The following is a 22192-nucleotide window of genomic DNA, read 5'->3' on the forward strand; positions in this document are numbered from 1 at the left end:
ACTCGTCGACTTTTCAAACAGAACCCTGGAGCCTGCCCACTGATTTGAGAGGTGCCCCATGAGTCTGCTGCTTGAACCCTTTACCCTGCGCCAACTGACCCTGCCCAATCGCATCGCCGTGTCGCCCATGTGCCAGTACTCCAGCGTCGATGGCCTGGCCAACGACTGGCATCTGGTGCATCTCGGCAGCCGCGCGGTGGGCGGCGCCGGCCTGGTCTTCACCGAAGCCACGGCGGTCACAGCCGACGGGCGGATCACCGCCGAAGACCTTGGTTTGTGGAACGACGAACAGATTGAACCGCTACAACGCATCACTCGTTTCATCACCGCCAATGGAGCGGTGGCCGGCATTCAACTGGCCCACGCCGGGCGCAAGGCCAGCACCCATCGGCCGTGGATCGGCAAGCATGGCAGCGTCAAACCGGACGATGGCGGCTGGACCCCGGTCGGGCCTTCACCGATTGCCTTCGACCCGCAACACACACAACCCAAACAGCTTGATGAAGGGCAGATCGCCGACGTGATACAGGCCTTTGTCGATGCCGCCAAGCGCGCATTGACGGCGGGGTTCAGTGTGGTTGAAGTCCACGCAGCTCATGGTTATCTGCTGCACCAGTTTCTTTCGCCATTGAGTAATCAACGGCGGGATCAATACGGCGGTTCGTTTGAAAACCGGATTCGGCTGGTGTTGCAAGTGACCGAAGCGGTGCGCGCGGTCTGGCCGGAAGAGTTGCCGGTGTTTGTCCGCGTGTCGGCCACTGACTGGGTCGAGGACGGCTGGAATCCTGATGAAACCGTAGAGCTGGCGCGACGCCTGCACACGCTTGGCGTTGATCTGATCGACGTGTCATCGGGCGGGACAGCGGCCAACGCGGAGATTCCCGTTGGGCCGGGCTATCAGACTCGCTTCGCTGAACGTGTACGCAAGGAGTCAGGCATCGCCACCGGCACTGTCGGAATGATTACCGAGCCGGCGCAGGCCGAGCACATTTTGCGAACCTGTCAGGCCGACATCATCTTCCTCGCCCGTGAACTGCTGCGTGATCCGTACTGGCCGTTGCACGCCGACGATGATCTGGGCGGACGCCAAGCCGTGTGGCCGGCGCAGTATCAGCGTGCGACCCATCGAGACCAGCCGATTCATGAGTCTGATTTGCGCGATTGATTGAAACGCTGAAATGCAAAAAGCCCCGGTCAGTGATGGCCGGGACTTGGTTTTTTTGTCTGCTGAATATTGTTTTGCCTGGCCCGCCTTCGCGAGCAGGCTCGCTCCCACATTGGTTCAATGCCGGTCATGACTTTTGTGGTCGGCCGAGATCAACTGTGGGAGCGAGCCTGCTCGCGAAGAGGCCCGCCCAAACGCTAGAGAACCCTCAAGGGTATTTGCGCTTGTCCGGCGCCGGCGGGAAGTACTGGTACAACCAGGTTTCACTCAGCGTGCGGTCATTGGTGCGGATGAACAAACGCAGCTCCACCGGTTCAACGCTGTCATTGGTCGGGTACCAGTCAAACAGGATCCGATAACCCTTGATGTCATCCAGCACCAGCACGCTGAAGTCCTGCACCTTGCCGTTCGAGCACGTCACCACCGGTTCGATCCCGGTGCCCTGCGGCAGGCGATCGAGCCCGCCACCGTTGAAGTCCACGGCAAAACGGCGTGCCCATACCGGCGGATAATGTTCGCCCGGCGCCCAGCCTTCAGTGAAGCCGCCCATACCGGAGCGTGTGGCATGCACCCGTGCCAGCGGTGTACCCACCGGCGGCAGGGCGCTCCAGTACAACTTGTAGCCGTAGTTCAGCGAATCCCCGGCCGCGACCGGTTTTTTCGGTGTCCAGAACGCCACGATGTTGTCGAGGGTCTCGCCGGTTGTAGGAATTTCCAACAGATCGATAGAGCCTTCGCCCCACGCGGTTGTAGGTTCTACCCACAGGCTTGGGCGTTTGCTGTACCAGTCGACAGTGTCCTGATAGTTGGCGAATTCATGATCGGTCTGCACCAGACCGAAGCCCTTCGGATCGGTGTCGGCAAACGCGTTGAATTGCAGGGTGGCCGGGTTGTTCAACGGACGGCAGATCCACTCGCCGTTGCCGCGCCACATCGCCAGACGATCCGAGTCGTGTATCTGCGGGTGAATGGTGTCGCACATGCGGCGCTCGTGGGTGCCGCAGCTGAACATGCTGGTCATCGGCGAGATGCCCAGTTGTTCGATGGCCGTGCGCGCGTTGATGTGTGCGTCGACCTCCATCACCACGCGCTCGGCCTGGCAATCGATGTCGAAGCGATACGCGCCAGTGGCACTCGGCGAATCGAGCAGGGCGTACACCACAAAACGCGTGGCGTTCTTGTCCGGCGTCTCGAACCAGAACTTGGTGAAGTCAGGGAATTCTTCGCGTTTCTTCGCGTAAGTATCGATCGCCAGACCGCGCGCCGAGAGGCCATATTGGCCAGTGGCGTCGACCGCACGGAAATAGCTGGCGCCGAGGAACGACAACACGTCGTGGCGATCCAGTTCCGGTGCCTTGAACAGCTTGAACCCGGCAAAACCCAAGTCGCCCTTGAGCTGCTGGGTGTCGACCGAAGTGTTTTCATAGTTGAACAGCGCCGGGCGGAAATGCACCTCGCGGGCGGTGCGGGTCTTGGCGTCGACGCTGTACATGCGCACCGGCTGGCGGAAACCCATACCGACGTGGAAGAACTGCACGTCCAGCTGACCCTTGTTCTCTTTCCACAACGAATGTTCGCCGTCGTAGCGGATCGCGTTGAAATTTTGCGGGGTCATGGTCGCCAGCGTCGGCGGCAGCACCTGTTTGGTGTCCTGATACGCGCTGCCGGCCAGTTGCTTGGCCTGACGCTTCAGCGCTTCGAAGTCGAAGGCCTGAGCCTCGCCATCGGCGGCGCCGCCATTGGCAGCCCAGGCGCGGCTGGCCAGCAGGCCGGTAGCCGAAAGACCGGTGTAAGCCGCAATGGCCATGGACGCTTTGAGCAAATTCCTGCGGTGCATAAATACAACCTGTCGTGTGCAATCCCGCGCCCTTCCTGGCACGTGCTGGATCAGAAATAACGGTTCGGACATGCCTTGGCCAAACGCAACGGACTATAAACAGATGCCGGCTAGCTTAAACCGTTCGATTGTCGTGCAGAAATGATTGATTACAAGGCTCAGTGTGGCAATGAAACAAGACATGTCAGTATTTTTTCCGACAGTGCTTTCTGATTTACACGGCATATCTGCTTTTTTCGACTAATTACTCTAAATACCCCTTTTCAGCGCCGTTTAAATTTCTATTCTATGGACATGACCGGTCGCGAACCTTCAGACCGGCTGGGCACACGACGCTGCTGAAAGGGGCAGGGCGATGTGGTGGTTAAGCAGTTCTTTGACGTATTAGAGAAGGACATCGTCCATGGCAAAAATACAAGGTATCACCGACATGTTGGGCATCTTTCCCTGTCTCGGCAGCGGGCGCAGAAGGCGTAGGCTTAGCTCCGATGAGCTGAAACTGGTTGAGCGTTATCGGGAGCTTTCGGAGAGCGACCGCATCGCGATGCGGTATCTGGTGGATGCGATGAGGAGTGTTTCGCGGTTTTGAGTGAAGGGTGAATAAACCAGCCGTCCATTTACGGCTGGTTTACCAATCCTGTTGTCGTTTCGCCCGCTGATGCAAAACCCGAATCACTTGAATTCGGCCGTGTACCAAGCGGTAGGGCGCGATGAATGGATAGCGAGTCAAAACAAGTTCTCGGACATCTGGTACGACCGATGGTCTGCCTGAGCCCGGGAACTGTTTCAATTGATCAAAGGTTTCCAGAATTGAGGAAACGATTTTGAACGAGGACTCAGTACCTAAAAGTTCTTGGTAATACTCATGGATGGTATCGAGATCATTTTCAGCCCGTTTAGTCAGTACTACGCTCAGCACGCTTTGCCCACTTAGCCTTCACGGCATCCAGATCGGTGAGATTTCCAGCATCGGCATCAGCGATACCTTCGCTTATGGCTTGCAGATGCCAGGATTCGGCCTCCACATATCGGACCAGCGCACGCTTGAGATGGTATTGACGATCTCGGTCTGTGGCAGCAGCCAGTTCATCCAACTGCTGTGCCAACAATTCTTCGACGCGAAAAGATAGAACTGGCGAGGCCATGTCAGAATTCCTATGTATACGTTGTAAACGACGTAAACACCCTAGGCTGCTGCCCGAGCTTCGTCAACCAATGAGCATGCAGAGGTTGAAGAAAACTCTAGCGGGCTTAATCGAAACAGGAAGTCAGTATGTGTTGCGAGATGATTTGCGCAGCGCTCCGGCGTCAGGATCGACGCCAGAGAAACCAGTTCTAAAGAGATTCAGCGACACGTGCCCAAAACCGGATACGGCTGCTGGCCGTGCATCAACTCCGGCACGTCTCGCCATTTGACCCACGCCTGCTGTTGCCAGTGCAGCAGAGGGACGGTGACCCCAGCCCAGTTCACCGAACTCAGGCTCGGGCAGTTATCCACAGGTACCGCGTTGGTTTCGCGCAACATCGGAATCACTTCATGGCTCAGCCATTGGCGCAGATTGCGGTTTTCCGGGACGAAGTGGTGGACGAGCAGGGCGTACAGACCGGACTCGCTGACCATCGCGCAATCGACGATTTCGCCGTCCTTGCGCATGAGGACGTTGCGACGCTGATCGGGATCGAGTTTCAGGGTGAGGCGTTCGTTCAGCGGATAGCCCATTAGACGACCAAGATCCTGGACGCAGAACCAGGCTTCGTGGTCTTGCATGAATGCGTGGAGGAAGCGGTTATGGCGAGTGAAGACGGTGGGGGTGAAGTAAGGAAAGTTTTCAGAGGTGTTTTTGATGTGTTTAGGCATTTGTCGACTCCAGTATTGAGAATAGAGCCGCCACTCAAATGAGCGCGGTTGCGCCACGTTGATTTTGTTCCGGCTTCGACACCGGGCTGCTGACTTCACAGCCGGAAAGAAGACTATCTCCGGGATGCTCTCCGCGCAAAGTCAGCTCCATCGACACTAACTGTAGGAATCGGGACTTTTTCAAGAAGGCTGCATCTGTAGGAAATTCCTGTTTTTGCACTCGCTGCAGTCTGTCTGCATCTGAAGCCTGTTTTTTCGTTTATTCATGAAAACCCAAGCAATGAACTGCAGGTTTTCTCCATGTTGATCGAATTCTCGGTATCCAATTACCGCTCATTTCGGGACAGGCAAACCCTGTCCATGGCGGCGAGCCCTCGTCTGAGCAAAACGCGCAATACGTTCAAAGCCTCCACGAGCGCAGAAAAGCTTCCGGAGCTGTTGAAGGTTGCAGCTATTTACGGTCCGAACGCCTCCGGAAAGTCTTCACTGATCCGCGCAATGGGCATCGTCGGACGCTTGCTAGCGACACCACGTGGTTCAAATGACGAAGCGCTGCCCGTTTCACCTTTTCGATTTGATTGCACTCTGAGCGATGCGCCCAGTGTCTTTGAGTACGACTTTATTCAGGGCGGACTGCGCTATCAGTTTGTCCTCGGGCTGACCGCGCAGAGGATTGTTCAGGAACAACTGACTGCTTACCCGAACGGTAAGGAAACACTGCTTTATGACCGCCGGTTTGATGCTGAAGGTGAGCATTACCTGTTTGGTAAAACCCTTGAGGGCGGCAAGGAAGTGCATTGCGCCTGGCGCCGATTGACCAGTCCGACGATGCTGTTTATTGCACAAGCCGTCACTCATAGCAGCGAAGAGTTGAGTCAACTGCGCACTCCATTTAGTTGGTTTCAAACCGGTCTGCTAGTCATTGAACAGAACAACATGCTTGGCTTATCCACAGCCTCGATTCGCTTTCTGCAAATGGTCAAAAATCATACGAGCAACCTGCGCGATTTTCTCAGTGCGCTGGATATTCCCGTGTCTGCGATACAACTCGACCCGGATGACGCCTCTGCAGACTTGAGCAACAGAAAACTGTCCTTGAAGGAGTTCTTCGCGGCGGCTCAAAAGGACAAACTGACCCTCACGCATTCCAGCATTTCAGGCGATGCGCAGTTCGACTTCTCGGAGGAGTCTTGTGGAACCAAGAACCTGATTGGCTTCTGGTTGCCCTGGTTCATGATGAATCAGGCCGGTGGCAGCGGGATCCTCTGCGTCGACGAACTGAATAGCAGTCTTCATCCCGAAATCGTCGCTGACTTGATCGCAAAGCATCTGGACAGTGGGTTGGATACCCAACTGATTTTCACGACACACGATACCCATCTGATGAATGAAAAGATTCTGCGGCGTGACCAGTTCTGGATTACAGAGCGTGATGCGCATGGCGCCACGAGCCTGTTTTCCGTACACGATTTTGGAGGCCGGGAAAGCGAGGATGTCGAGAAACGTTACTTCGAAGGGCGCTATCGCGGGCTGCCGCTGATAAGGCGGGGGTGAGGGTAGTGAGTTCGTTCAAATCGTTTGATCGCAAGGCTTCCCGCTTCAAACCGCAGCCTAAGGTACTGGTGTTGTGTGAAGACAGTAAGTCAGGGAAACGTTATCTGGAGGAAGCCGCGTTTTATTTTCGGGCCAAGGCCCAGGTTGAGATCGTCCACTGCGGTGTTACACATCCAAGCGGCATTGTTGAGCGAGCAGTCGTAAGGCAAAAAAGCTTCGATAAGGTGTTCTGTGTTTTGGACCGAGACACCCACATGTGCTTCGAGCGAGCGTTGAATGCGGCGAAGTCTTATCCAAAAATCCAAGTCATCGCCTCTTATCCGTGCTTCGAGTTTTGGCTACTACTGCACTTTGGCTACAGTCGAAAACCGTTCAGCACAGCCGGGAAAAACTCTCCGGCTGATTTGGTGACCAAGAGCCTCAGAGCAAAACCCAGCATGGCTGACTATCAGAAAGGCAAAGACGTCAGCTACTTCGCTCAGCTACTCGGCAAGCCATTTCAGCAGGCAAGAGCGCTGGCCCCCAAAGTTCTTGACGATGTCGCCCTCAGTGGCGAACACAACCCAAGCACTGAAATTCACTTATTGATGGATGAGTTCGAAACCCTTTCAAAGCCCCAGCCGATTGACACATAAGCCCTCTCCGATCCCCCCATTGGCCTGGCTCAGTAGCTGAGAGGAGACGTTGCTGGCAGGCGCTGGCTGAACCAAGGCCATTCAGTCGCCATCCACTGTAGGAAACAAGATTTTTCCTTGAAGGTCGCGTCTGTAGGAAATGCCTATTTTTGCACTGGCGCCAGTGAAACCACCCCTAACCAGTATTTTTCCGTTATTTGTTTGAATCTCGCGCATCGCTACAGATGCTCGGCCCTTGGTTTCCGGGCTCAGCAGACAAGGTTGCTGCGATTGGAGACAGTTTCAGCGTCAATGATGAAATCACCACTGATGGGCGCTGGAATGTTTTGGTTGTAGATGATTTGTTTGATAGTGGGGCGTCGATGGACGCGGCCTGCGCTGTTTTGCGTAAATATCCAAAAGTGGGGAAGATTTACGTAGCAGCGCTAACTTGGAAGTGAACTCAATGACGACTGTATTTATTGCCGGCTCTATCAACATCAAGAACCTTGATCCGAAGGTTAAAGAGCGCATCAATAATATCGTTGCGTCTGATTTTGAGGTGGTGGTGGGTGATGCTGGGGGCGCCGATACCTCTATTCAGGAGTACCTGTTGAGCCTTGAGCGATCCAGAACCACGGTGTTCTGCAGTGGTTCAACGCCGCGGAATAACCTTGGGCAGTGGCCCGCCAGAACAGTCGACTCCAAGCATTCCAAGGGATCGAGAGCCTTCTTCACTGAGAAAGACGTAGTCATGGCCGAAGCGGCTGACTACGGCTTGATGATCTGGGATGCAAAGAGCACCGGTACGCTCAGCAACGTCATAGAACTGTTGTCGAGAAAGAAGAAGTCGCTTGTTTTCGTCAACAAGGAAAAGGAATTCAAAGTCGTCGGAGACGTCAGTCAGCTAGAAGAGTTGATTGCATTCATGTCCGATCACGCCAAGCAAAAAGCAGACGAAAAAATCAAATTGTTCGATCGTATTTCCTTGCTGAAACACGATCAGGCAGAGCTTTCTTTCTGATGATTTTTCTCGGTTTCCTGAACCCCGGCACCTTGTCGGTGCCGAGGTCAAAAACCCTTAGCGACTCACCTTCCAGGCATCCCCAGCCGGCGCCTTCCCATGGTCATACGGCTTGCCAATCCACATATAAATCAAGCCCAAGCCAATCACGATCGCGGTGCTCAACACCATCGCATAGTTCACGTACCACGCCGCATCCGGCGTGCGGGGCCAGGCCATGTTGATGATTGCGCCAACGCCATACACCAGTGCGCCGATGTTCACCGGCCAACCCCACGCGCCGAGGGTGAATTTGCCGCTGGGTTTCCAGCCTTTCATCCGCGCATACAGTGCCGCCAGCACGATCATCTGGAACGCGAGGTAGATGCCGATCGCGGCGAAACTGACGATGGTCGCGACGGCGTCTTGCAGGAAAAATCCGAGGGCGATGATCAGCGCCGGCAGGACGCCGGACACGAACAGCGCGGCAACCGGCACCTGAGTCGTAGGAGAAATCTTTTTCAGCAGTTGGCTGCCGATGACCATTTCATCGCGGGCGTAGGAGTAGAGAAGACGACTCGCTGCGGCCTGTAGGCTGATGACGCAGGAGATGAAGGAAATCATCACCACGCCCATCACCACTTTCGAGCCGACCGGGCCGAAGGCGTTGTTGAGGATGGTGGTGACCGGGTCTTTGTCGGTGCCGTTGATCACCGCTTGCATGTCCGGTACGGCGAGGATCAGCGCCAGGCAGGCGAACATCGCCGCGATGCCGCCGATGTAGATGGTCATGCGCATGGCCACCGGGATTTTTGCGCTCGGGTTCGGGGTTTCTTCGGCGACGTCGCCGCAGGCCTCGAAGCCGTAGTAGAGGAACATCCCCGCCAGCGAGGCGGTGAGGAATGCCGGCAGGTAGGAGCCGTCGACGCTGATGTCGAAGGTGTTGAACAGCACGCTCAGCGGCTGGTGACGTTCGAAGATCAGCAGGTACACGCCGACGATCACTGCGCCGACCAGTTCGCAAAGGAAGCCGAACATGGCGATGCGCGCCAGCACTTTGGTGCCGCTGAGGTTGACCAGCGTGGCGAACAAGGTCAGCACCAGGGCGATGACGATGTTGGTGTTGTTGCTCGGCTCAAATCCCAGCATCGCGGCCAGGTACGGGCCAGCGCCGACTGCGACGGCCGCGATGGTGACGCACAGGGCGATGGAGTAGATCCAGCCGACCATCCACGCCCATTTCTTGCCGACCAGTCGGCGCGCCCATGGGTAAACGCCGCCAGAAATCGGGAATTGCGAAACCACCTCGCCGAAGATCAGGCACACCAGCAACTGGCCGCAACCAACCAGCAAATAGGCCCAGAACATCGGCGGGCCGCCAGCGGCGAGGCACAGGCCGAACAGGGTATAAACCCCTACGACCGGTGACAGATAGGTGAAGCCCAGGGCGAAGTTTTCCCACAGGCTCATGCTGCGATTGAAGTTGGAGGTGTAGCCCAGTTTGCGCAGTTGTTCGGCATCGCTGTCGGCGACGGCGGCTGAGAGATCGGGTGATGCACTCATGTGTGTTTGCTCCGTGAAATCGGCAGATTTCGGATGGCCGAGGCCGTGGCGGGGCTTTGGGAGCGCCGCCCGGTTCGGTAGTTATTGTTTTGGTTTCGTTGAAGCCTGGTGGTGAGTCGCCGACATCGTCCGTGTGTCGTAGAAAAGATCGCAGCCTGTTAATGCTTGAACATCACATGCCGAACCGTGGTGTAGTCCTCCAGCCCATACATGGACATGTCCTTGCCGTAACCGGACAGTTTCTGACCGCCATGCGGCATTTCGCTGACCAGCATGAAGTGCGTGTTCACCCAGGTGCAGCCGTATTGCAACCGTGCCGACATCCGATGCGCGCGTCCTACGTCAGCTGTCCAAACGGAGGACGCCAGGCCGTAGTCCGAATCGTTGGCCCACTCCAGCGCCTGCGCTTCATCGGTGAACTTGGTCACCGACACCACCGGCCCGAACACTTCACGGCGGACGATTTCATCGTCCTGTTGCGCGTCAGCCAACACGGTCGGCTCGAAGAAGAAACCATTGCCGTCCACAGCCTTGCCGCCCGTGATCAAACGAATGTGCGGTTGCGCCACGGCGCGTTCGACGAACGCTGCGACACGATCACGATGCTGCGCAGTAATCAGCGGCCCCAACTCGGTCGACGGATCATCCTGCAACCCGCACTTGATGCTGCTGACCGCCGCGCCAAGCTTCTCGACGAATTTTTCGTAAATGCCTTGCTGCGCGTAGATCCTGCACGCTGCCGTGCAGTCCTGCCCGGCGTTGTAGAAGCCGAATGTACGAATGCCTTCAACCGCTGCATCAATATCAGCATCGTCAAAGATGATCACCGGCGCCTTGCCGCCCAGTTCCATGTGCATGCGTTTGACGCTGTCGGCGGTGCTGGAAATGATGTTCGAACCGGTCGCGATTGAGCCGGTCAGCGAGACCATGCGCACTTTCGGATGAGTCACCAACGGGCTGCCAACGGTAGGCCCACGACCAAACACCAGATTGAGTACGCCGGCCGGGAAGATTTCCGATGCCAGTTCGGCCAGACGCAACGCGGTCAGTGGGGTTTGTTCCGACGGCTTGAGCACCACGGTATTACCGGCGGCCAGTGCCGGGGCGATTTTCCAGGCGACCATCATCAACGGGTAATTCCACGGCGCGATGGAGGCGATCACGCCGACCGGGTCGCGGCGGATCATCGAGGTGTGGCCGGGCAGGTATTCACCGCCGGCCGAACCGCTCATGCAACGGCTGGCGCCGGCGAAGAAACGGAACACGTCAGCAATTGCCGGGATCTCGTCGTTGAGCGCGGCGCTGTAGGGTTTACCGCAATTGTCGGACTCGAGTTTGGCTAATTCTTCGCCGTGGGCTTCGATAGCGTCGGCGAGTTTGAGCAGCAGCAGGGAGCGGTCTTTCGGCGCGGTTTGCGACCACTCGGCGAAGGCGCTATCGGCTGCTCGCACGGCGGCATCGACCTGGGCTTCTGTGGCTTCGTTGATTTCCACCAGCACTTCGCCGAGCGCCGGGTTGAGCACCGGTTGGGCTGGGCCTTCGCCGTTGACCAATTGGCCGTTGATCAAGAGTTTGGTTTGCATGCTTTTGTCCTCTTCGAATCCATTGTTTTATCTGTGGAAACCGGATCCTGTGTAGGAGCTGCCGCAGGCTGCGATCTTTTGATCTTGATTTTCAAAAGCAACATCAACAGATCGCAGCCTTCGGCAGCTCCTACAGGGGGATTTCAATTATTTTCCGCCACTGCCGGCGACGCTCTCACCACCCCGAGTCAGGTAGTACGCGCCAAGGATCGGCAGCATGGTCACCATCATCACCAGCATGGCGACGACGTTGGTCACCGGCACATCCCGTGGGCGGCTGAGCTGGTTGAGCAGCCACAGCGGCAACGTGCGTTCATGGCCTGCGGTAAATGTGGTGACGATGATTTCGTCGAACGACAGCGCAAACGCGAGCATGCCGCCGGCCAGCAACGCCGAGCCGAGATTGGGCAGCATGATGTAGCGGAAGGTCTGCCAGCCATCGGCGCCCAGGTCCATCGAAGCCTCGATCAGACTGTGCGAAGTGCGGCGCAGGCGGGCGATGACGTTGTTGTAGACGATCACCACGCAGAAGGTCGCGTGGCCGACGATGATGGTGAACATTCCCGGCTCGATCCCCAGCGTCTTGAACGTCGCCAGCAACGCGATACCGGTGATGATCCCCGGCAGCGCGATCGGCAGGATCAGCATCAACGAAATACCCTGTTTGCCGAAGAAATCCCGGCGGTACAAAGCCGCCGAGGCGAGCGTGCCGAGCACCATCGCGATCAATGTGGCAATGGCCGCGATTTGCAGCGACAGCTTGATCGATTCCAGAACGTCTGGCCGCGAAAACGCCACGCTGAACCAGTGCAACGTAAAGCCCTTCGGCGGAAAGCTGAACGCGGCCTCTTCGGTGTTGAAGGCGTAGAGGAAGATGATCAGGATCGGGAAGTGCAGAAACACCAACCCGCCCCAGGCTGCGATGCGCAGACCTATAGACGCATGCCCTTGTGATGAAGAGTCAGAGTGCATCGAAGGCCCCCAGTCGTTTGACGATGGACAGGTAGATGGCGATCAACACAATCGGCACCAGCGTAAACGCGGCGGCCATCGGCATGTTGCCGATCGCACCCTGCTGCGCATAAACCATGCTGCCGACAAAGTAGCCCGGCGGGCCGACCAGTTGCGGCACGATGAAGTCGCCCAATGTCAGCGAAAACGTGAAGATCGATCCGGCAGCAATTCCCGGAATCGACAGCGGCAAAATCACCTGCATAAATGTCTGACGCGGCTTGGCGCCAAGGTCGGCGGAGGCCTGTAACAACGACGGCGGCAGGCGCTCAAGCGAGGCCTGAATCGGCAGGATCATGAACGGCAGCCAGATGTAGACGAACACCATGAAACGGCCGAGATGCGAGGTCGACAAGGTGCTGCCCCCGACGCCGGGAATACCGAGGATGAACTGCAACACCGGCTCCAGCCCCAGATGCTGAACGAACCACTGCGCCACGCCGCCCTTGGCCAGGAGCAACGTCCATGCGTAAGCCTTGACGATGTAACTGGCCCACATTGGCATCATCACCGCGATGTAGAAAAACGCCTTGGTCTTGCCCGTGGTGTAACGCGCCATGTAGTAGGCAATCGGGAACGCCACAATGGCGCTGGCAATCGACACGACGATGGCCATGCTCAGCGTACGCAGGATGATGTCGAAGTTAGATGGCTGAAACAGTGCGGCAAAATTCGCCAGGGTCAGGTCAGGGGTGACCGCCATGGTGAAGTCGTCGAAGGTGTAGAAACCTTGCCACAACAGCACCAGCAGCGAGCCAAGATAGATCGCGCCGAACCACAGCAGTGGCGGCACCAGCAGCATCGACAAATACAAATTCGGCTTGCGGTAGAGCAGGTTGGAAAACCTGCGCAGCGGCGGCGATTGAGTCATCGCGAGCGTGCTCATCTCAGACCCCACTCGTCACGGTGTCGTGCAGCGGGATCATCGCCTCCCGCGCCCAGCGTGCGCTCAGGCGCTGGCCGGTCTGATGCTGTGCGCTGCTGTCGAGCCACTGGTTGTTGGCGTGGCTGATGCTCAGGGTCTGGCCGTTTTCCAGCGTCAGTTCATAGCGCGTGGCGCTGCCCTGATACTGGATGTCGTGGAGCAGACCGCTGACTTCGATTTCATGGCTGGCCAATGGGCCTTCAGCAAAGCGCACGTGCTCCGGACGGATTGAAAACGGCTGCGGATGACCACTGAGCTGGCGTGCCATTTCGCCACGAATCACGTTCGAGGTGCCGACGAATTCGGCGACGAATGTGGTGGTGGGTTTCATGTACAGATTGCGCGGGGTATCGACCTGCTCGATGCGGCCCTTGTTGAACACGGCGACGCGGTCGGACATCGACAGCGCTTCGGTTTGATCGTGGGTGACGAAGATGAAAGTGATACCGAGCTGGCGTTGCAGTTTCTTCAGCTCGCTTTGCATTTGCTCGCGCAGCTTTAAATCGAGGGCGCCCAAAGGCTCATCGAGCAGCAGCACGCGGGGTCGATTGACCAAGGCGCGGGCGAGGGCGACACGCTGGCGCTGGCCGCCGGACAATTGCACCGGTTTACGTTCGCCGTAGCCGCCGAGGGCGACCATGTCCAAGGCTTCTTCTGCGCGTTTGTGGCGTTCGTTTTTGCCCACGCCTTTGACTTTCAAGCCGTAGGCGACGTTGTCGAGCACGTTCATGTGCGGGAACAGCGCGTAATCCTGAAACACAGTGTTTACGTCACGTTGATACGGCGGCAAACCCGCCGCTTCGGCGCCGTGGATGCGGATCGAGCCGGCGCTCGGTTGTTCGAATCCGGCGATCAGGCGCAGGCACGTGGTTTTGCCCGAGCCGGAAGGGCCGAGCATGGAAAAGAACTCGCCGTCCTGGATATCGATGGAAACCCGGTCAACGGCTTTCACTTCGCCAAACTGCCGGGAAACGTTGGTGAACTGGACTGCAAGCGTCATGGTGCGGTGCTCCGGTAAAGCAGGCTTTCAAAGAATGATCAGGTGTTGCGTCGAAAAGATCGCAGCCTTCGGCAGCTCCTACAGGATGTGTGCCGGACGCTGAATTTTCGGTGCTCGCGGTCGGTGTAGGAGCTGCCGAAGGCTGCGATCTTTTGATCTTGAAGGGGCTTACCTACCGCCCATGATCGCTATGTAGTCCTGCGTCCAGCGGCTGTACGGCACAAACTTGCCGCCCTCAGCCTGTGGAGTTTTCCAGAAGGCGATCTTGTCGAACTGGTCGAAACCGTTGGTCTTGCAACCCTCGGCGCCGAGCAACTCACTGCCTTGGCAAGCCGCCGGCACGGCCGGTAACGAGCCGAACCACGCCGCCACGTCACCCTGGACTTTCGGTTGCAGCGACCAATCCATCCACTTGTACGCGCAGTTCGGGTGCTTGGCCTCGGCGTGCAGCATGGTGGTGTCGGCCCAGCCGGTAGCGCCTTCTTTCGGGATGGTCGACGCGATTGGCTGCTTCTCGTTGATCAGGCCGTTGACCTGATATGGCCAGGCGCTGGAGGCGACCACGCCTTCGTTTTTGAAGTCGCTCATCTGCACCGTGGTGTCGTGCCAGTAGCGGTGGATCAGCGGCTGCTGGGCGCGCAACAGATCGAGCACGGCTTTGTACTGTGCTTCGTTGAGTTGATACGGATCGCTGATACCTAATTCAGGCTTGGCGGACTTGAGATACAGCGCCGCATCGGCGATGTAGATCGGTCCGTCATACGCCTGCACACGGCCCTTGTTCGCTTTGCCGTCCGGCAGGTTCTGCGCGTCGAACAGCACATTCCAACTGGTCGGTGCAGTCTTGAACACGTTGGTGTTGTACATCAGCACGTTCGGCCCCCACTGGTACGGGGTGCCGTAAGTCTGATTGTTGACCACGTACCAAGGCGCATCTTTCAGGCGTGGGTCGAGGGTTTTCCAGTTCGGGATCAACGTGGTGTTGATCGGTTGCACACGCTTGCCGACGATCAGACGCAGCGACGCATCGCCCGACGCGGTGACCAGGTCGTAACCGCCCTTGGCCATCAGGCTGACCATTTCGTCAGAGGTCGCGGCGGTTTTCACGTTGACCTTGCAGCCGGTTTCTTTCTCGAAACCGCTCACCCAGTCGTAGGCCTTGTCGCTCTCGCCACGTTCGATGTAGCCCGGCCAGGCGACGATATCCAGCTGACCTTCACCAGCGCCGACAGCCTTCAGCGGTTCTGCCGCTTGCAGGCTGGCGCTGGCCAGCAAGGCCGTGGTGATTGCACTGAGCAGTGCGGTCTTGTGCACGAACATGGTTGAACCCTCTTCTTTAAATTATGGTCGGGGCAGTTGTGAACGCGGTGAAGCATGCCGTTGGCGGCTTGTTATTAGCGTATTCAGAGATGCTGGCCGTGGCGGGCCATGATGTGCCGCACCACGCTGTAGTCCTGAAGCGAATCGCTGGATAAGTCTTTGCCATAACCTGAACGTTTCAGCCCGCCGTGGGGCATTTCGCTGACCAGCATGAAATGGCTGTTGATCCAGGTGCAGCCGTATTGCAGGCGGGCGGCGACTTGCATCGCCTTGTCCAGATTCTGCGTCCACACCGACGAGGCGAGGCCGTATTCGGAGTCGTTGGCCCAGTCCACGGCTTGGGCGAGTTCATCGAAACGGGTCACGGTCACCACCGGGCCGAACACTTCGCGCTGGACGATTTCATCGCTCTGCTTGCAACCGGTTAGCAGCGTTGGTTGGTAGTAGAAACCGGCGCCGGAATGCACCGCCGCGCCGGTCACCCGCTCGATGTGCGGCTGACCGAGGGCGCGTTCAACGAAACTGGCCACGCGATCGCGCTGGCGGGTGCTGATCAGCGGGCCGATTTCGTTGTCGGCATCGCGCTTGCCAGCGAAGCGCAGACTGCTGACAGCGGCACCGAGTTCTGCGACCAATTTGTCGTGAATGCCGGCCTGGGCGTAGATCCGGCAGGCGGCGGTGCAGTCTTGCCCGGCGTTGTAATAACCGTAGGTGCGCACGCCTTCGACCACGGCTTTCAGATCCGCGTCGTTGCAGACGATTACCGGGGCTTTGCCGCCGAGTTCAAGGTGTGTGCGTTTCAGGGTTTTCGCCGCGGCCTGAAGGATTTTCTGCCCGGTGACGATATCGCCGGTCAGCGAGACCATGCGGATTTTCGGGTGACTGACCAAATGGCTGCCGACGCCTTCGCCACCGCCGCAGATGATGTTGATCACCCCACGCGGCAGGATTTCGGCGAGCGCAGGAGCCAGCGCGAGGATCGACAGCGGCGTGTGCTCGGACGGCTTGAACACCAGCGTGTTGCCGGCGGCGAGGGCCGGGGCGATTTTCCACGCGGCCATCATGATCGGGTAGTTCCACGGTGCAATCGATGCGACGACGCCAATCGGATCGCGGCGCACCATGCTGGTGTAACCCGGCAGGTATTCGCCGCTGAGCTGGCCGGTCTGGCAGCGCACGGCTCCGGCGAAGAAACGGAACACGTCGACGGTCGCAGTCAAATCGTCCTGACGGGCCAGATGCAACGGCTTGCCGCAGTTCAGCGATTCGAGGCGGGCGAGGTGGTCGGCGTGTTTTTCGACCGCGTTGGCGATCTCCAGCAGCAGGTTGGAGCGTTGCTGCGGCGTGGTGCGCGACCATTCGGCAAAGGCGCGGTGGGCGGCGAGGATGGCAGCTTCGACCTGCTCGGTGCTGGCCTCGGCGATGTGCGTGAGAATTTCACCGTTGGCCGGATTGAGGATCGGCTCGACAAAGCCTTCGCCGGCGACCAGTTCGCCGTCGATCAACAACGCGGTACACATCGGGGTCTGCGCGCCAGCCATTTTGCGAGTTCTCTTTTCTTGTATGGCCATTGGTGCTCCCTGTGCACCGGGAGCCGACCGTCTTATAGATGCAGCAAGACTAGTGCGCGGCTCCGGGGGCGACAAATTCTAAATACTGAAGGTGGCATTCGATTAAATAGATGGCTTGCGTCCGCCGTGGGGTTGTTCGCGGGCCACGGTCAGAAATGGATCAACCAGCGCCGGCCGCGCGGTGCCACGACGCCAGGCCAGCCCGACATCGAGGGTTTGGTTGAGGTCAGCAATTGGCCGCGCTTCGATGATGTCGCCTTCCAGCGACCATGGGCGATACGTCATGTCCGGCTGGATCGACACGCCCAGACCCGCCGCTACAAGGCTTCGCACCGCTTCGGTTGAAGCGGTTCTCAGCGTGATCTTCGGTTGCAGTCCCGCACCGCGCCACAGGCGTTGAGCATTGCGATCCATCTCGTCGACGTTGAGTTGAATCAACGGTTCGCGGGCAACATCGACGAGGTTGATGCTGTCGTGCTCCAGCAGCGGATGCTGTGCCGGCAGCCACAAACGGTGTGGCGAATGGGTCAGAACCTCAGTTTGCAGGGCATGGCGGTCTTCGAGGTTGGAGAGGATCAATACGCTGACATCGATCTCGCCACTGACCAGCAGATGCTCGATGTAGGGGCGCTCGTCCTCCATCACCCGGATCTCGACATTGGGATAAGCGCGCTGAAACCGGGTGACCAAATCTGCGAGGTAGTAACCCGCGACAAGGCTGGTCACGCCGATGATCAACTGCCCGGCAACCTGATCGGTGCTCTGTTGCAGGCTGCGTTTGGCGTTATCGACTGTCGCCAGAATCAGGTGCGCCTGGCGTAGGAATTGATGACCCTGATGCGTCAGCGTCATGCCTTTGGCGTGTCGGCTGAACAGGCTGACGCCGATTTCTTCTTCCAGTTGCTGGATCGCCAGGGTCAGTGTCGATTGGGAAATGAACGCCGTTTGCGCAGCAGCGGAGATCGAGCCGGTCTCGGCCACGGCGATGAAGTGACGGATCTGACGCAGGGTCATCATGAGAAGGGTACCCAGTGGGCGGTTTTTATAGATTGGCTGGAGTGTATATCTATTTTCACGAAGGGCAGTCCGATGCCGAGCAACATCTGGAAGCACACTCGTGAGCAGGGCAGGGGCACTTTCGAACTAGGCTGAGGGCCTTATACATCCGGATAACCCCTGTTTGGAGGCGGAACATGAACACCCGTGGATTGCTCGATCAACTACTCAAATCCGGCCAGGATCTGTTGCAGAACAAGGCTGGCGGGTCGCAGAACAAATCGGCTGGCGGCGGGCTGGGCGGCTTGCTTGGTGGGTCTTCCGGCGGCAGTGGCCTCGGCGGTCTACTGTCAGGTGCCGGCGGTGGCGCACTGGCGGCGGGCGCCATGGGCCTGCTGCTCGGCAGTAAAAAGGCGCGTAACGTCGGCGGCAAAGTCGCTGTCTACGGCGGCCTAGCCGCGCTGGGCGTGTTGGCATATAAAGCCTACGGCAACTACAACGCCCAAAAAGGCACCGCACCACAACGCGAACCCCAGACCCTCGACCGCTTGCCTGCGGCGCAGGTCGAGCTGCACAGCCAGGCGATCCTCAAGGCCCTCGTCGCCGCAGCCAAAGCTGACGGCCATATCGACGACCGCGAACGCCAACTGATCGAAGGCGAATTCACCAAACTCGACAACGACCAGGAGCTCCAGCACTGGCTGCATGCCGAACTCAACAAACCCCTTGACCCAACAGACGTTGCCCGCGCGGCAAGCACCCCGGAAATGGCGGCAGAGATGTACATCGCCAGTGTGATGCTGGTGGACGAGGAGAACTTCATGGAGAAGAGCTATCTGGATGAGTTGGCGCGGCAGTTGAAGCTGGAGCCGGGGTTGAAGGTGGAGTTGGAGAAGCAGGTGCGGTTGGCTGCAGTTTAATTATTCGAGCCTGCAAGGCTTGGGGGGGCAGGCAGTCGGTTAAACCCCCCCGATTGTTTTGCAGGCTTAGATATTTCGATTCTGAGAGCTACCACTTTCAGTCTTTTTCCGTTAGGACTGCGTCTCTGGGTTTCAGACATGGGTTTCAGGAAAACAAGGGAGCTTGGTTTGGCCCTTTTCTATTCAGCACTTGCCTAGACAGCTCCGTCGTTGCGATAGGCTTTGATGTTGGCCGTAGTAATACTTTTTGCGTTGCATGTGACATCGCATGAGATCATTGATCTTAAGTTTTAGCTTGTAAGTGTGGTTTTCATTTGTGATAGATATGAGCACGGATACGGTGAAACTGAAGTTTTTTATTTTGAGGTTTTTAACAGGGTTTATATAAAGATCAAATTCATACTCGTTGTACTCTTTTTCTAACCATTTCTTGGGTGCGGCTGACTGCTCTATTTTGCTATGCAGTTTTAGATGTATTGAGTTTCCGTCCAGTAATGCATAAGAAAGGCTCATGTTTGCTGGGGGTGGCCTTCAACAAAAATAGAAGTCCAGTGAATTTTGTTGGAGATTGAAGATGTCCACATTGTTTATATTGCTTAAATATGGGTTTATTCAGAAGTAGACCACGTTTAGAAATCGAGAGGTCGGCAGTTTTTCAGGGGTGGACTACATCTTGCTTGCATTTTTATATCTCTTCCAGTGGTGGAGGATATTCATAGTAAGCTACGTTTAGAGAGCGAAAAATGAAGATTATTCAGAGACAGGCTACATCAGCAGAATAGAAGCGTAGCCTGCCCCGGCTTCATTAAGAATGATGATTAAGAAGATGATTCGCTAAAATCAATTTCTCCTTCGCTACTAATGCAGCCGATGAAGCTTAGGCTTTCAGAGAAGAAGTAAGTATGTTGAGGGATGTCCGCGAAAATCGCTAGAGTGCATTCTAAATTTACTGTGCTTATTCTGTATGCGTTATCTGTAAGAGAGTCGCCAATGAATACAATCTCGGGAGTGTTGAGGGTTCTTATTTTTTTTGAAACGTCAATAAAAGCTTGGCTGGCCTCTTTTTTTACGTAGTTCATGCTGTTGGGGAGAGAGTTCCAAGCTATTTTAGACCCACTAAATGGAAATTTTTTATTGATGCTAGATACAAAGCTATCATGTACTTCGGGTTTCAATTTTTCGAAAGTAATGTTGGAGTCTGATAGATCTTTTTCAAGCTCGTCGTCGAAATAACTCATTTTTTAAATGCCTTGAGCAGTTTTAATACTGTTTTTTCACTTGCGTTGAAGAGGTAGTGTGGGGCAGGTTTTTTTCCTGACCAGACGTTTATGTGAGCACCACTTCTTTCATCGTATTCTATTCGGTAGCCAGTCTTTCCATCAGCAGTTTGCATACCTACGTTCTTTCCTGCGTTTGTACCAAACTTGCCAATTGTTGGCTTCTCTGCCTTGAATCCATTGCTTTCAAGCCACTCAAGTGCTTTATTGCGAGCTTGCTCGAAGTGTTCGAATTCTAATGTTTCTCCCACCTCAGGAGGTGTTGTTTTCTGCGGAGGTTTTTTTGGGGTAGAACCGTTTGTTTGCTTACAAACCAGCCCTAAGGGGTCTATCCAGCCAGTTGGATTTGGCACGTACTGGTAGTTGTTCAACCCACCCGCAAGCTTAATCGGATCTGACGTTAGAAAACGTCCAGTGCTCGGATTGTAGTAGCGATGGCGGTTGTAGTGTAGGCCTGTCTCCGTATCGAAGTACTGTCCCTGGAAGCGCAGCGGATTGTCGATTTCGCTGACGTCTAGTGCCGCAAGGTTTCCGTAGGCCCGATATTTCGCCGACCACATGATCTCGCCGCTGTAATCAGTGAGTTCCTGCGGCGTGCCCAAGTGGTCGAGTTGGTAGTAAAACGGCGTGGCCTTGCGCGGGCCTTCTCCGTCGAGCATCGCAAGCGGGCGGAAGCTGCCGGGCTCGTAAATGTAGCTGCGATAGCGATTGTCGGCGCTTTCCGCGATCAATCGTTCGCCTTGCCACAGAAACTCGGTGGTGTGGCCGTCAACGGTTTTCTCGATTCGGCGGCCGAAGGCGTCGTACTTGTAGCTGGCGGTACTGCCGCCGGGCAGGCTGACGCCGATGAGGCGATGCTGGCAGTCGTAGCGGTATTCGGTGACGAGTTTTTGGCCGGCGCCGCGACGTTCACGGATCAGGTTGCCATAGGCGTCGTAGTCGTAGTGGCGGTCTCCCTGCATCAGCAGGCGGTTGCCTTTGACGTTCGCGAGGTTGGCTGTGCCTTCGTTGTTCTGGCCGAGTAGGTTGCCCGCCGGGTCGTGGGCGAAACTTTCCGGTGTGGCGCCTCGTACGCTGATCAGGATCCAGTGAGCGTACTGCCATCCGGCAGGTGGCAGTGGCTCAATTGGCCGACGCTGTCGTACTCATAACGCGTCGTGCCCCAGCTTTGGTGCTCCTTGATCAGCCGATCCTGAACGTCGTACTCGTAGGCAAGAAGCCAATTGCCGTCGTCCACGTTAACCAGGCGTCCCAGTGCGTCGTAGCTGTAGTGGATCTCTTCGCCGTCGGCGAGGGTTTTCTCAATAAGTCGGTCAGCGGCATTGCGTTGGTGCTGATAAACCTTGAGTTTTATTAAAAGTTATTTATTGTTTCAGGAAGTTCGGTGTATCTAATTTTTTTAACTTTTAGCGTTTCAAGTAGCGATGTGGTTTTGTTTAGGTTTTCTGCTGGTGTTATAAGTTGCAAGGTTGAGTGGGTATCGCTTTCTAAAAAACGAACAATGGTTACTTCTCTATCAGTTGTGATAAAGTTCAGAATGCTTTTTGAAGTGACTGCCTTGTCACCTTCACTCAACTGATCCCATAGGGTGTTTAAGTCAGTGTTGCTCTTTTTTAGAATTAGGAAGGTGTTTCTGTGTTGTGTTAGTTCGTCTGGTTTTAATTTGTTTTTGTTAGTAGTGATGGGGTCTAAGTAAGAGTATATTTTTGTTTTTATATTTTTCTTGATGATTCCATTGTCGCCTAGAGTACCTTCAATCTCCTTGCGTAGACGAATCTCTTGGATCTTTTGATCTTCCAGTGAGTAGCCAACAGTTCGCCACTTTATAGTTATAGGCCATTCCAATTCCAGTGAATGACTAATTTTTTCCCAAGTCGACCATATCTCCTGCAAAGACGCCGAAATAAGTGTGAAGCTCACAAAATCAGGAGAATATATGTGCTCGGGTTGCTCGCAAAGCTTGATGCCTGAGTCGCAGATGTAAAATATGCTCAT

22 protein-coding genes and 1 pseudogene are annotated in these 22192 nt (G+C 56.3%); 7 read left to right on the forward strand and 16 right to left on the reverse strand.

From position 1 onward, the window contains the following. Positions 1-58: 58 nt before the first annotated feature. The gene (locus ACA069_RS05280) at positions 59-1165 is read left to right on the forward strand and encodes an NADH:flavin oxidoreductase/NADH oxidase (RefSeq protein ID WP_489879151.1); all 1107 of its coding nucleotides are present in this window, start codon (positions 59-61) and stop codon (positions 1163-1165) included. A gap of 208 nt (positions 1166-1373) precedes the next feature. Here the strand turns inward: ACA069_RS05280 and ACA069_RS05285 are convergent, their stop codons facing one another. After that, complete coding sequence (locus ACA069_RS05285; RefSeq protein ID WP_401270694.1) at positions 1374-3002, reverse strand: glucan biosynthesis protein D; 1629 nt, start codon at positions 3000-3002, stop codon at positions 1374-1376. A 403-nt stretch (positions 3003-3405) separates the two neighbouring features. Between ACA069_RS05285 and ACA069_RS05290 the strand changes: the two genes are divergently transcribed. Then, positions 3406-3591 carry a hypothetical protein gene (locus ACA069_RS05290; protein WP_102357616.1) on the forward strand — a complete coding sequence of 62 codons (186 nt, stop codon included), beginning with the start codon at positions 3406-3408 and terminating at the stop codon, positions 3589-3591. A gap of 39 nt (positions 3592-3630) precedes the next feature. Here ACA069_RS05290 and ACA069_RS05295 read toward each other — a convergent pair whose 3' ends face one another. The 3 genes from ACA069_RS05295 to ACA069_RS05305 form a co-directional block, all read right to left on the reverse strand. Beyond that, positions 3631-3921: a type II toxin-antitoxin system RelE/ParE family toxin gene (locus ACA069_RS05295; protein ID WP_489879150.1), complete on the reverse strand. Its 291-nt coding sequence runs from the start codon at positions 3919-3921 to the stop codon at positions 3631-3633. Then, positions 3899-4147 carry a CopG family ribbon-helix-helix protein gene (locus ACA069_RS05300; protein WP_454565083.1) on the reverse strand — a complete coding sequence of 83 codons (249 nt, stop codon included), beginning with the start codon at positions 4145-4147 and terminating at the stop codon, positions 3899-3901. Before ACA069_RS05300 ends, ACA069_RS05295 begins: the two co-directional genes overlap by 23 nt. Positions 4148-4347: 200 nt before the next feature. Beyond that, positions 4348-4860 (reverse strand): BRO-N domain-containing protein, encoded by a 513-nt coding sequence (locus ACA069_RS05305; RefSeq protein ID WP_497616609.1) that lies wholly within the window; start codon positions 4858-4860, stop codon positions 4348-4350. A 300-nt stretch (positions 4861-5160) separates the two neighbouring features. On the opposite strand from ACA069_RS05305, the gene ACA069_RS05310 reads away from it, so the two are divergent. The 4 genes from ACA069_RS05310 (at position 5161) to ACA069_RS05325 (ending at position 8052) form a co-directional block, all read left to right on the forward strand. Then, entirely contained in the window at positions 5161-6414 is a 1254-nt protein-coding gene (locus ACA069_RS05310) for an AAA family ATPase (RefSeq protein ID WP_497616611.1), read from the forward strand. Beyond that, positions 6411-7049, forward strand: a complete 639-nt coding sequence (locus ACA069_RS05315) for an RloB family protein (RefSeq protein ID WP_497616613.1) — start codon at positions 6411-6413, stop codon at positions 7047-7049. The genes ACA069_RS05310 and ACA069_RS05315 overlap by 4 nt, the downstream gene beginning before the upstream one ends. Positions 7050-7273: 224 nt before the next feature. Next, the gene (locus ACA069_RS05320) at positions 7274-7489 is read left to right on the forward strand and encodes a hypothetical protein (protein WP_497616615.1); all 216 of its coding nucleotides are present in this window, start codon (positions 7274-7276) and stop codon (positions 7487-7489) included. Positions 7490-7494: 5 nt separating this feature from the next. After that, positions 7495-8052, forward strand: a complete 558-nt coding sequence (locus ACA069_RS05325) for a hypothetical protein (protein ID WP_497616616.1) — start codon at positions 7495-7497, stop codon at positions 8050-8052. A gap of 57 nt (positions 8053-8109) precedes the next feature. Here the strand turns inward: ACA069_RS05325 and ACA069_RS05330 are convergent, their stop codons facing one another. The 8 genes from ACA069_RS05330 to ACA069_RS05365 all read right to left on the reverse strand — a co-directional run bounded on the left by ACA069_RS05330 (position 8110) and on the right by ACA069_RS05365 (position 18021). Continuing rightward, a complete protein-coding gene (locus tag ACA069_RS05330) occupies positions 8110-9594 on the reverse strand; it encodes an APC family permease (protein ID WP_497616618.1) in 1485 nt (494 codons plus the stop codon). A 158-nt stretch (positions 9595-9752) separates the two neighbouring features. Further along, positions 9753-11177, reverse strand: a complete 1425-nt coding sequence (locus tag ACA069_RS05335) for a gamma-aminobutyraldehyde dehydrogenase (RefSeq protein ID WP_497616619.1) — start codon at positions 11175-11177, stop codon at positions 9753-9755. 147 nt (positions 11178-11324) lie between these two features. Further along, the gene (locus ACA069_RS05340; RefSeq protein ID WP_497616621.1) at positions 11325-12149 is read right to left on the reverse strand and encodes an ABC transporter permease; all 825 of its coding nucleotides are present in this window, start codon (positions 12147-12149) and stop codon (positions 11325-11327) included. Beyond that, positions 12139-13074: an ABC transporter permease gene (locus tag ACA069_RS05345; protein WP_489879144.1), complete on the reverse strand. Its 936-nt coding sequence runs from the start codon at positions 13072-13074 to the stop codon at positions 12139-12141. The genes ACA069_RS05340 and ACA069_RS05345 overlap by 11 nt, the downstream gene beginning before the upstream one ends. Before the next feature lies 1 nt (position 13075). Beyond that, complete coding sequence (locus ACA069_RS05350; protein ID WP_497616624.1) at positions 13076-14113, reverse strand: ABC transporter ATP-binding protein; 1038 nt, start codon at positions 14111-14113, stop codon at positions 13076-13078. Between the two features lie 168 nt (positions 14114-14281). Further along, positions 14282-15433 (reverse strand): putative ABC transporter substrate-binding protein YdcS, encoded by a 1152-nt coding sequence (gene ydcS, locus ACA069_RS05355; protein ID WP_497616625.1) that lies wholly within the window; start codon positions 15431-15433, stop codon positions 14282-14284. Positions 15434-15516: 83 nt separating this feature from the next. Next, positions 15517-16974: a gamma-aminobutyraldehyde dehydrogenase gene (locus tag ACA069_RS05360; protein ID WP_497618197.1), complete on the reverse strand. Its 1458-nt coding sequence runs from the start codon at positions 16972-16974 to the stop codon at positions 15517-15519. Positions 16975-17106: 132 nt separating this feature from the next. Next, positions 17107-18021, reverse strand: a complete 915-nt coding sequence (locus ACA069_RS05365) for a LysR family transcriptional regulator (RefSeq protein ID WP_497616627.1) — start codon at positions 18019-18021, stop codon at positions 17107-17109. 176 nt (positions 18022-18197) lie between these two features. Between ACA069_RS05365 and ACA069_RS05370 the strand changes: the two genes are divergently transcribed. After that, positions 18198-18920 (forward strand): tellurite resistance TerB family protein, encoded by a 723-nt coding sequence (locus tag ACA069_RS05370; protein ID WP_489879142.1) that lies wholly within the window; start codon positions 18198-18200, stop codon positions 18918-18920. Positions 18921-19103: 183 nt separating this feature from the next. Here the strand turns inward: ACA069_RS05370 and ACA069_RS05375 are convergent, their stop codons facing one another. The 4 genes and pseudogenes from ACA069_RS05375 to ACA069_RS05390 form a co-directional block, all read right to left on the reverse strand. Continuing rightward, the gene (locus ACA069_RS05375) at positions 19104-19433 is read right to left on the reverse strand and encodes an Imm50 family immunity protein (RefSeq protein WP_489879141.1); all 330 of its coding nucleotides are present in this window, start codon (positions 19431-19433) and stop codon (positions 19104-19106) included. Positions 19434-19738: 305 nt separating this feature from the next. After that, a complete protein-coding gene (locus tag ACA069_RS05380; RefSeq protein WP_489879140.1) occupies positions 19739-20158 on the reverse strand; it encodes a hypothetical protein in 420 nt (139 codons plus the stop codon). Beyond that, positions 20155-21539 (reverse strand): annotated as a pseudogene (locus ACA069_RS05385) (RHS repeat-associated core domain-containing protein); the annotation flags it as partial. The pseudogene ACA069_RS05385 and the gene ACA069_RS05380, both read right to left, overlap by 4 nt. An 11-nt stretch (positions 21540-21550) precedes the next feature. Continuing rightward, on the reverse strand, positions 21551-22192 hold the full coding sequence (locus tag ACA069_RS05390; protein ID WP_401270729.1) for a hypothetical protein: 642 nt from the start codon (positions 22190-22192) through the stop codon (positions 21551-21553).

It is taken from the genome of Pseudomonas sp. LBUM1652, from assembly GCF_059716105.1.

Coding starts and splice junctions, on each gene's coding strand:
- ACA069_RS05390 (WP_401270729.1), bottom strand. CDS start 22,192: ATGAGCATATTTTACATCTGCGACTCAGGCATCAAGCTTTGCGAGCAA.
- ACA069_RS05335 (WP_497616619.1), bottom strand. CDS start 11,177: ATGCAAACCAAACTCTTGATCAACGGCCAATTGGTCAACGGCGAAGGC.
- ACA069_RS05365 (WP_497616627.1), bottom strand. CDS start 18,021: ATGATGACCCTGCGTCAGATCCGTCACTTCATCGCCGTGGCCGAGACC.
- ACA069_RS05285 (WP_401270694.1), bottom strand. CDS start 3,002: ATGCACCGCAGGAATTTGCTCAAAGCGTCCATGGCCATTGCGGCTTAC.
- ACA069_RS05310 (WP_497616611.1), top strand. CDS start 5,161: ATGTTGATCGAATTCTCGGTATCCAATTACCGCTCATTTCGGGACAGG.
- ACA069_RS05280 (WP_489879151.1), top strand. CDS start 59: ATGAGTCTGCTGCTTGAACCCTTTACCCTGCGCCAACTGACCCTGCCC.
- ACA069_RS05340 (WP_497616621.1), bottom strand. CDS start 12,149: ATGCACTCTGACTCTTCATCACAAGGGCATGCGTCTATAGGTCTGCGC.
- ACA069_RS05325 (WP_497616616.1), top strand. CDS start 7,495: ATGACGACTGTATTTATTGCCGGCTCTATCAACATCAAGAACCTTGAT.
- ACA069_RS05320 (WP_497616615.1), top strand. CDS start 7,274: ATGCTCGGCCCTTGGTTTCCGGGCTCAGCAGACAAGGTTGCTGCGATT.
- ACA069_RS05360 (WP_497618197.1), bottom strand. CDS start 16,974: ATGGCTGGCGCGCAGACCCCGATGTGTACCGCGTTGTTGATCGACGGC.
- ACA069_RS05300 (WP_454565083.1), bottom strand. CDS start 4,147: ATGGCCTCGCCAGTTCTATCTTTTCGCGTCGAAGAATTGTTGGCACAG.
- ydcS (WP_497616625.1), bottom strand. CDS start 15,433: ATGTTCGTGCACAAGACCGCACTGCTCAGTGCAATCACCACGGCCTTG.
- ACA069_RS05290 (WP_102357616.1), top strand. CDS start 3,406: ATGGCAAAAATACAAGGTATCACCGACATGTTGGGCATCTTTCCCTGT.
- ACA069_RS05375 (WP_489879141.1), bottom strand. CDS start 19,433: ATGAGCCTTTCTTATGCATTACTGGACGGAAACTCAATACATCTAAAA.
- ACA069_RS05380 (WP_489879140.1), bottom strand. CDS start 20,158: ATGAGTTATTTCGACGACGAGCTTGAAAAAGATCTATCAGACTCCAAC.
- ACA069_RS05330 (WP_497616618.1), bottom strand. CDS start 9,594: ATGAGTGCATCACCCGATCTCTCAGCCGCCGTCGCCGACAGCGATGCC.
- ACA069_RS05370 (WP_489879142.1), top strand. CDS start 18,198: ATGAACACCCGTGGATTGCTCGATCAACTACTCAAATCCGGCCAGGAT.
- ACA069_RS05350 (WP_497616624.1), bottom strand. CDS start 14,113: ATGACGCTTGCAGTCCAGTTCACCAACGTTTCCCGGCAGTTTGGCGAA.
- ACA069_RS05305 (WP_497616609.1), bottom strand. CDS start 4,860: ATGCCTAAACACATCAAAAACACCTCTGAAAACTTTCCTTACTTCACC.
- ACA069_RS05345 (WP_489879144.1), bottom strand. CDS start 13,074: ATGAGCACGCTCGCGATGACTCAATCGCCGCCGCTGCGCAGGTTTTCC.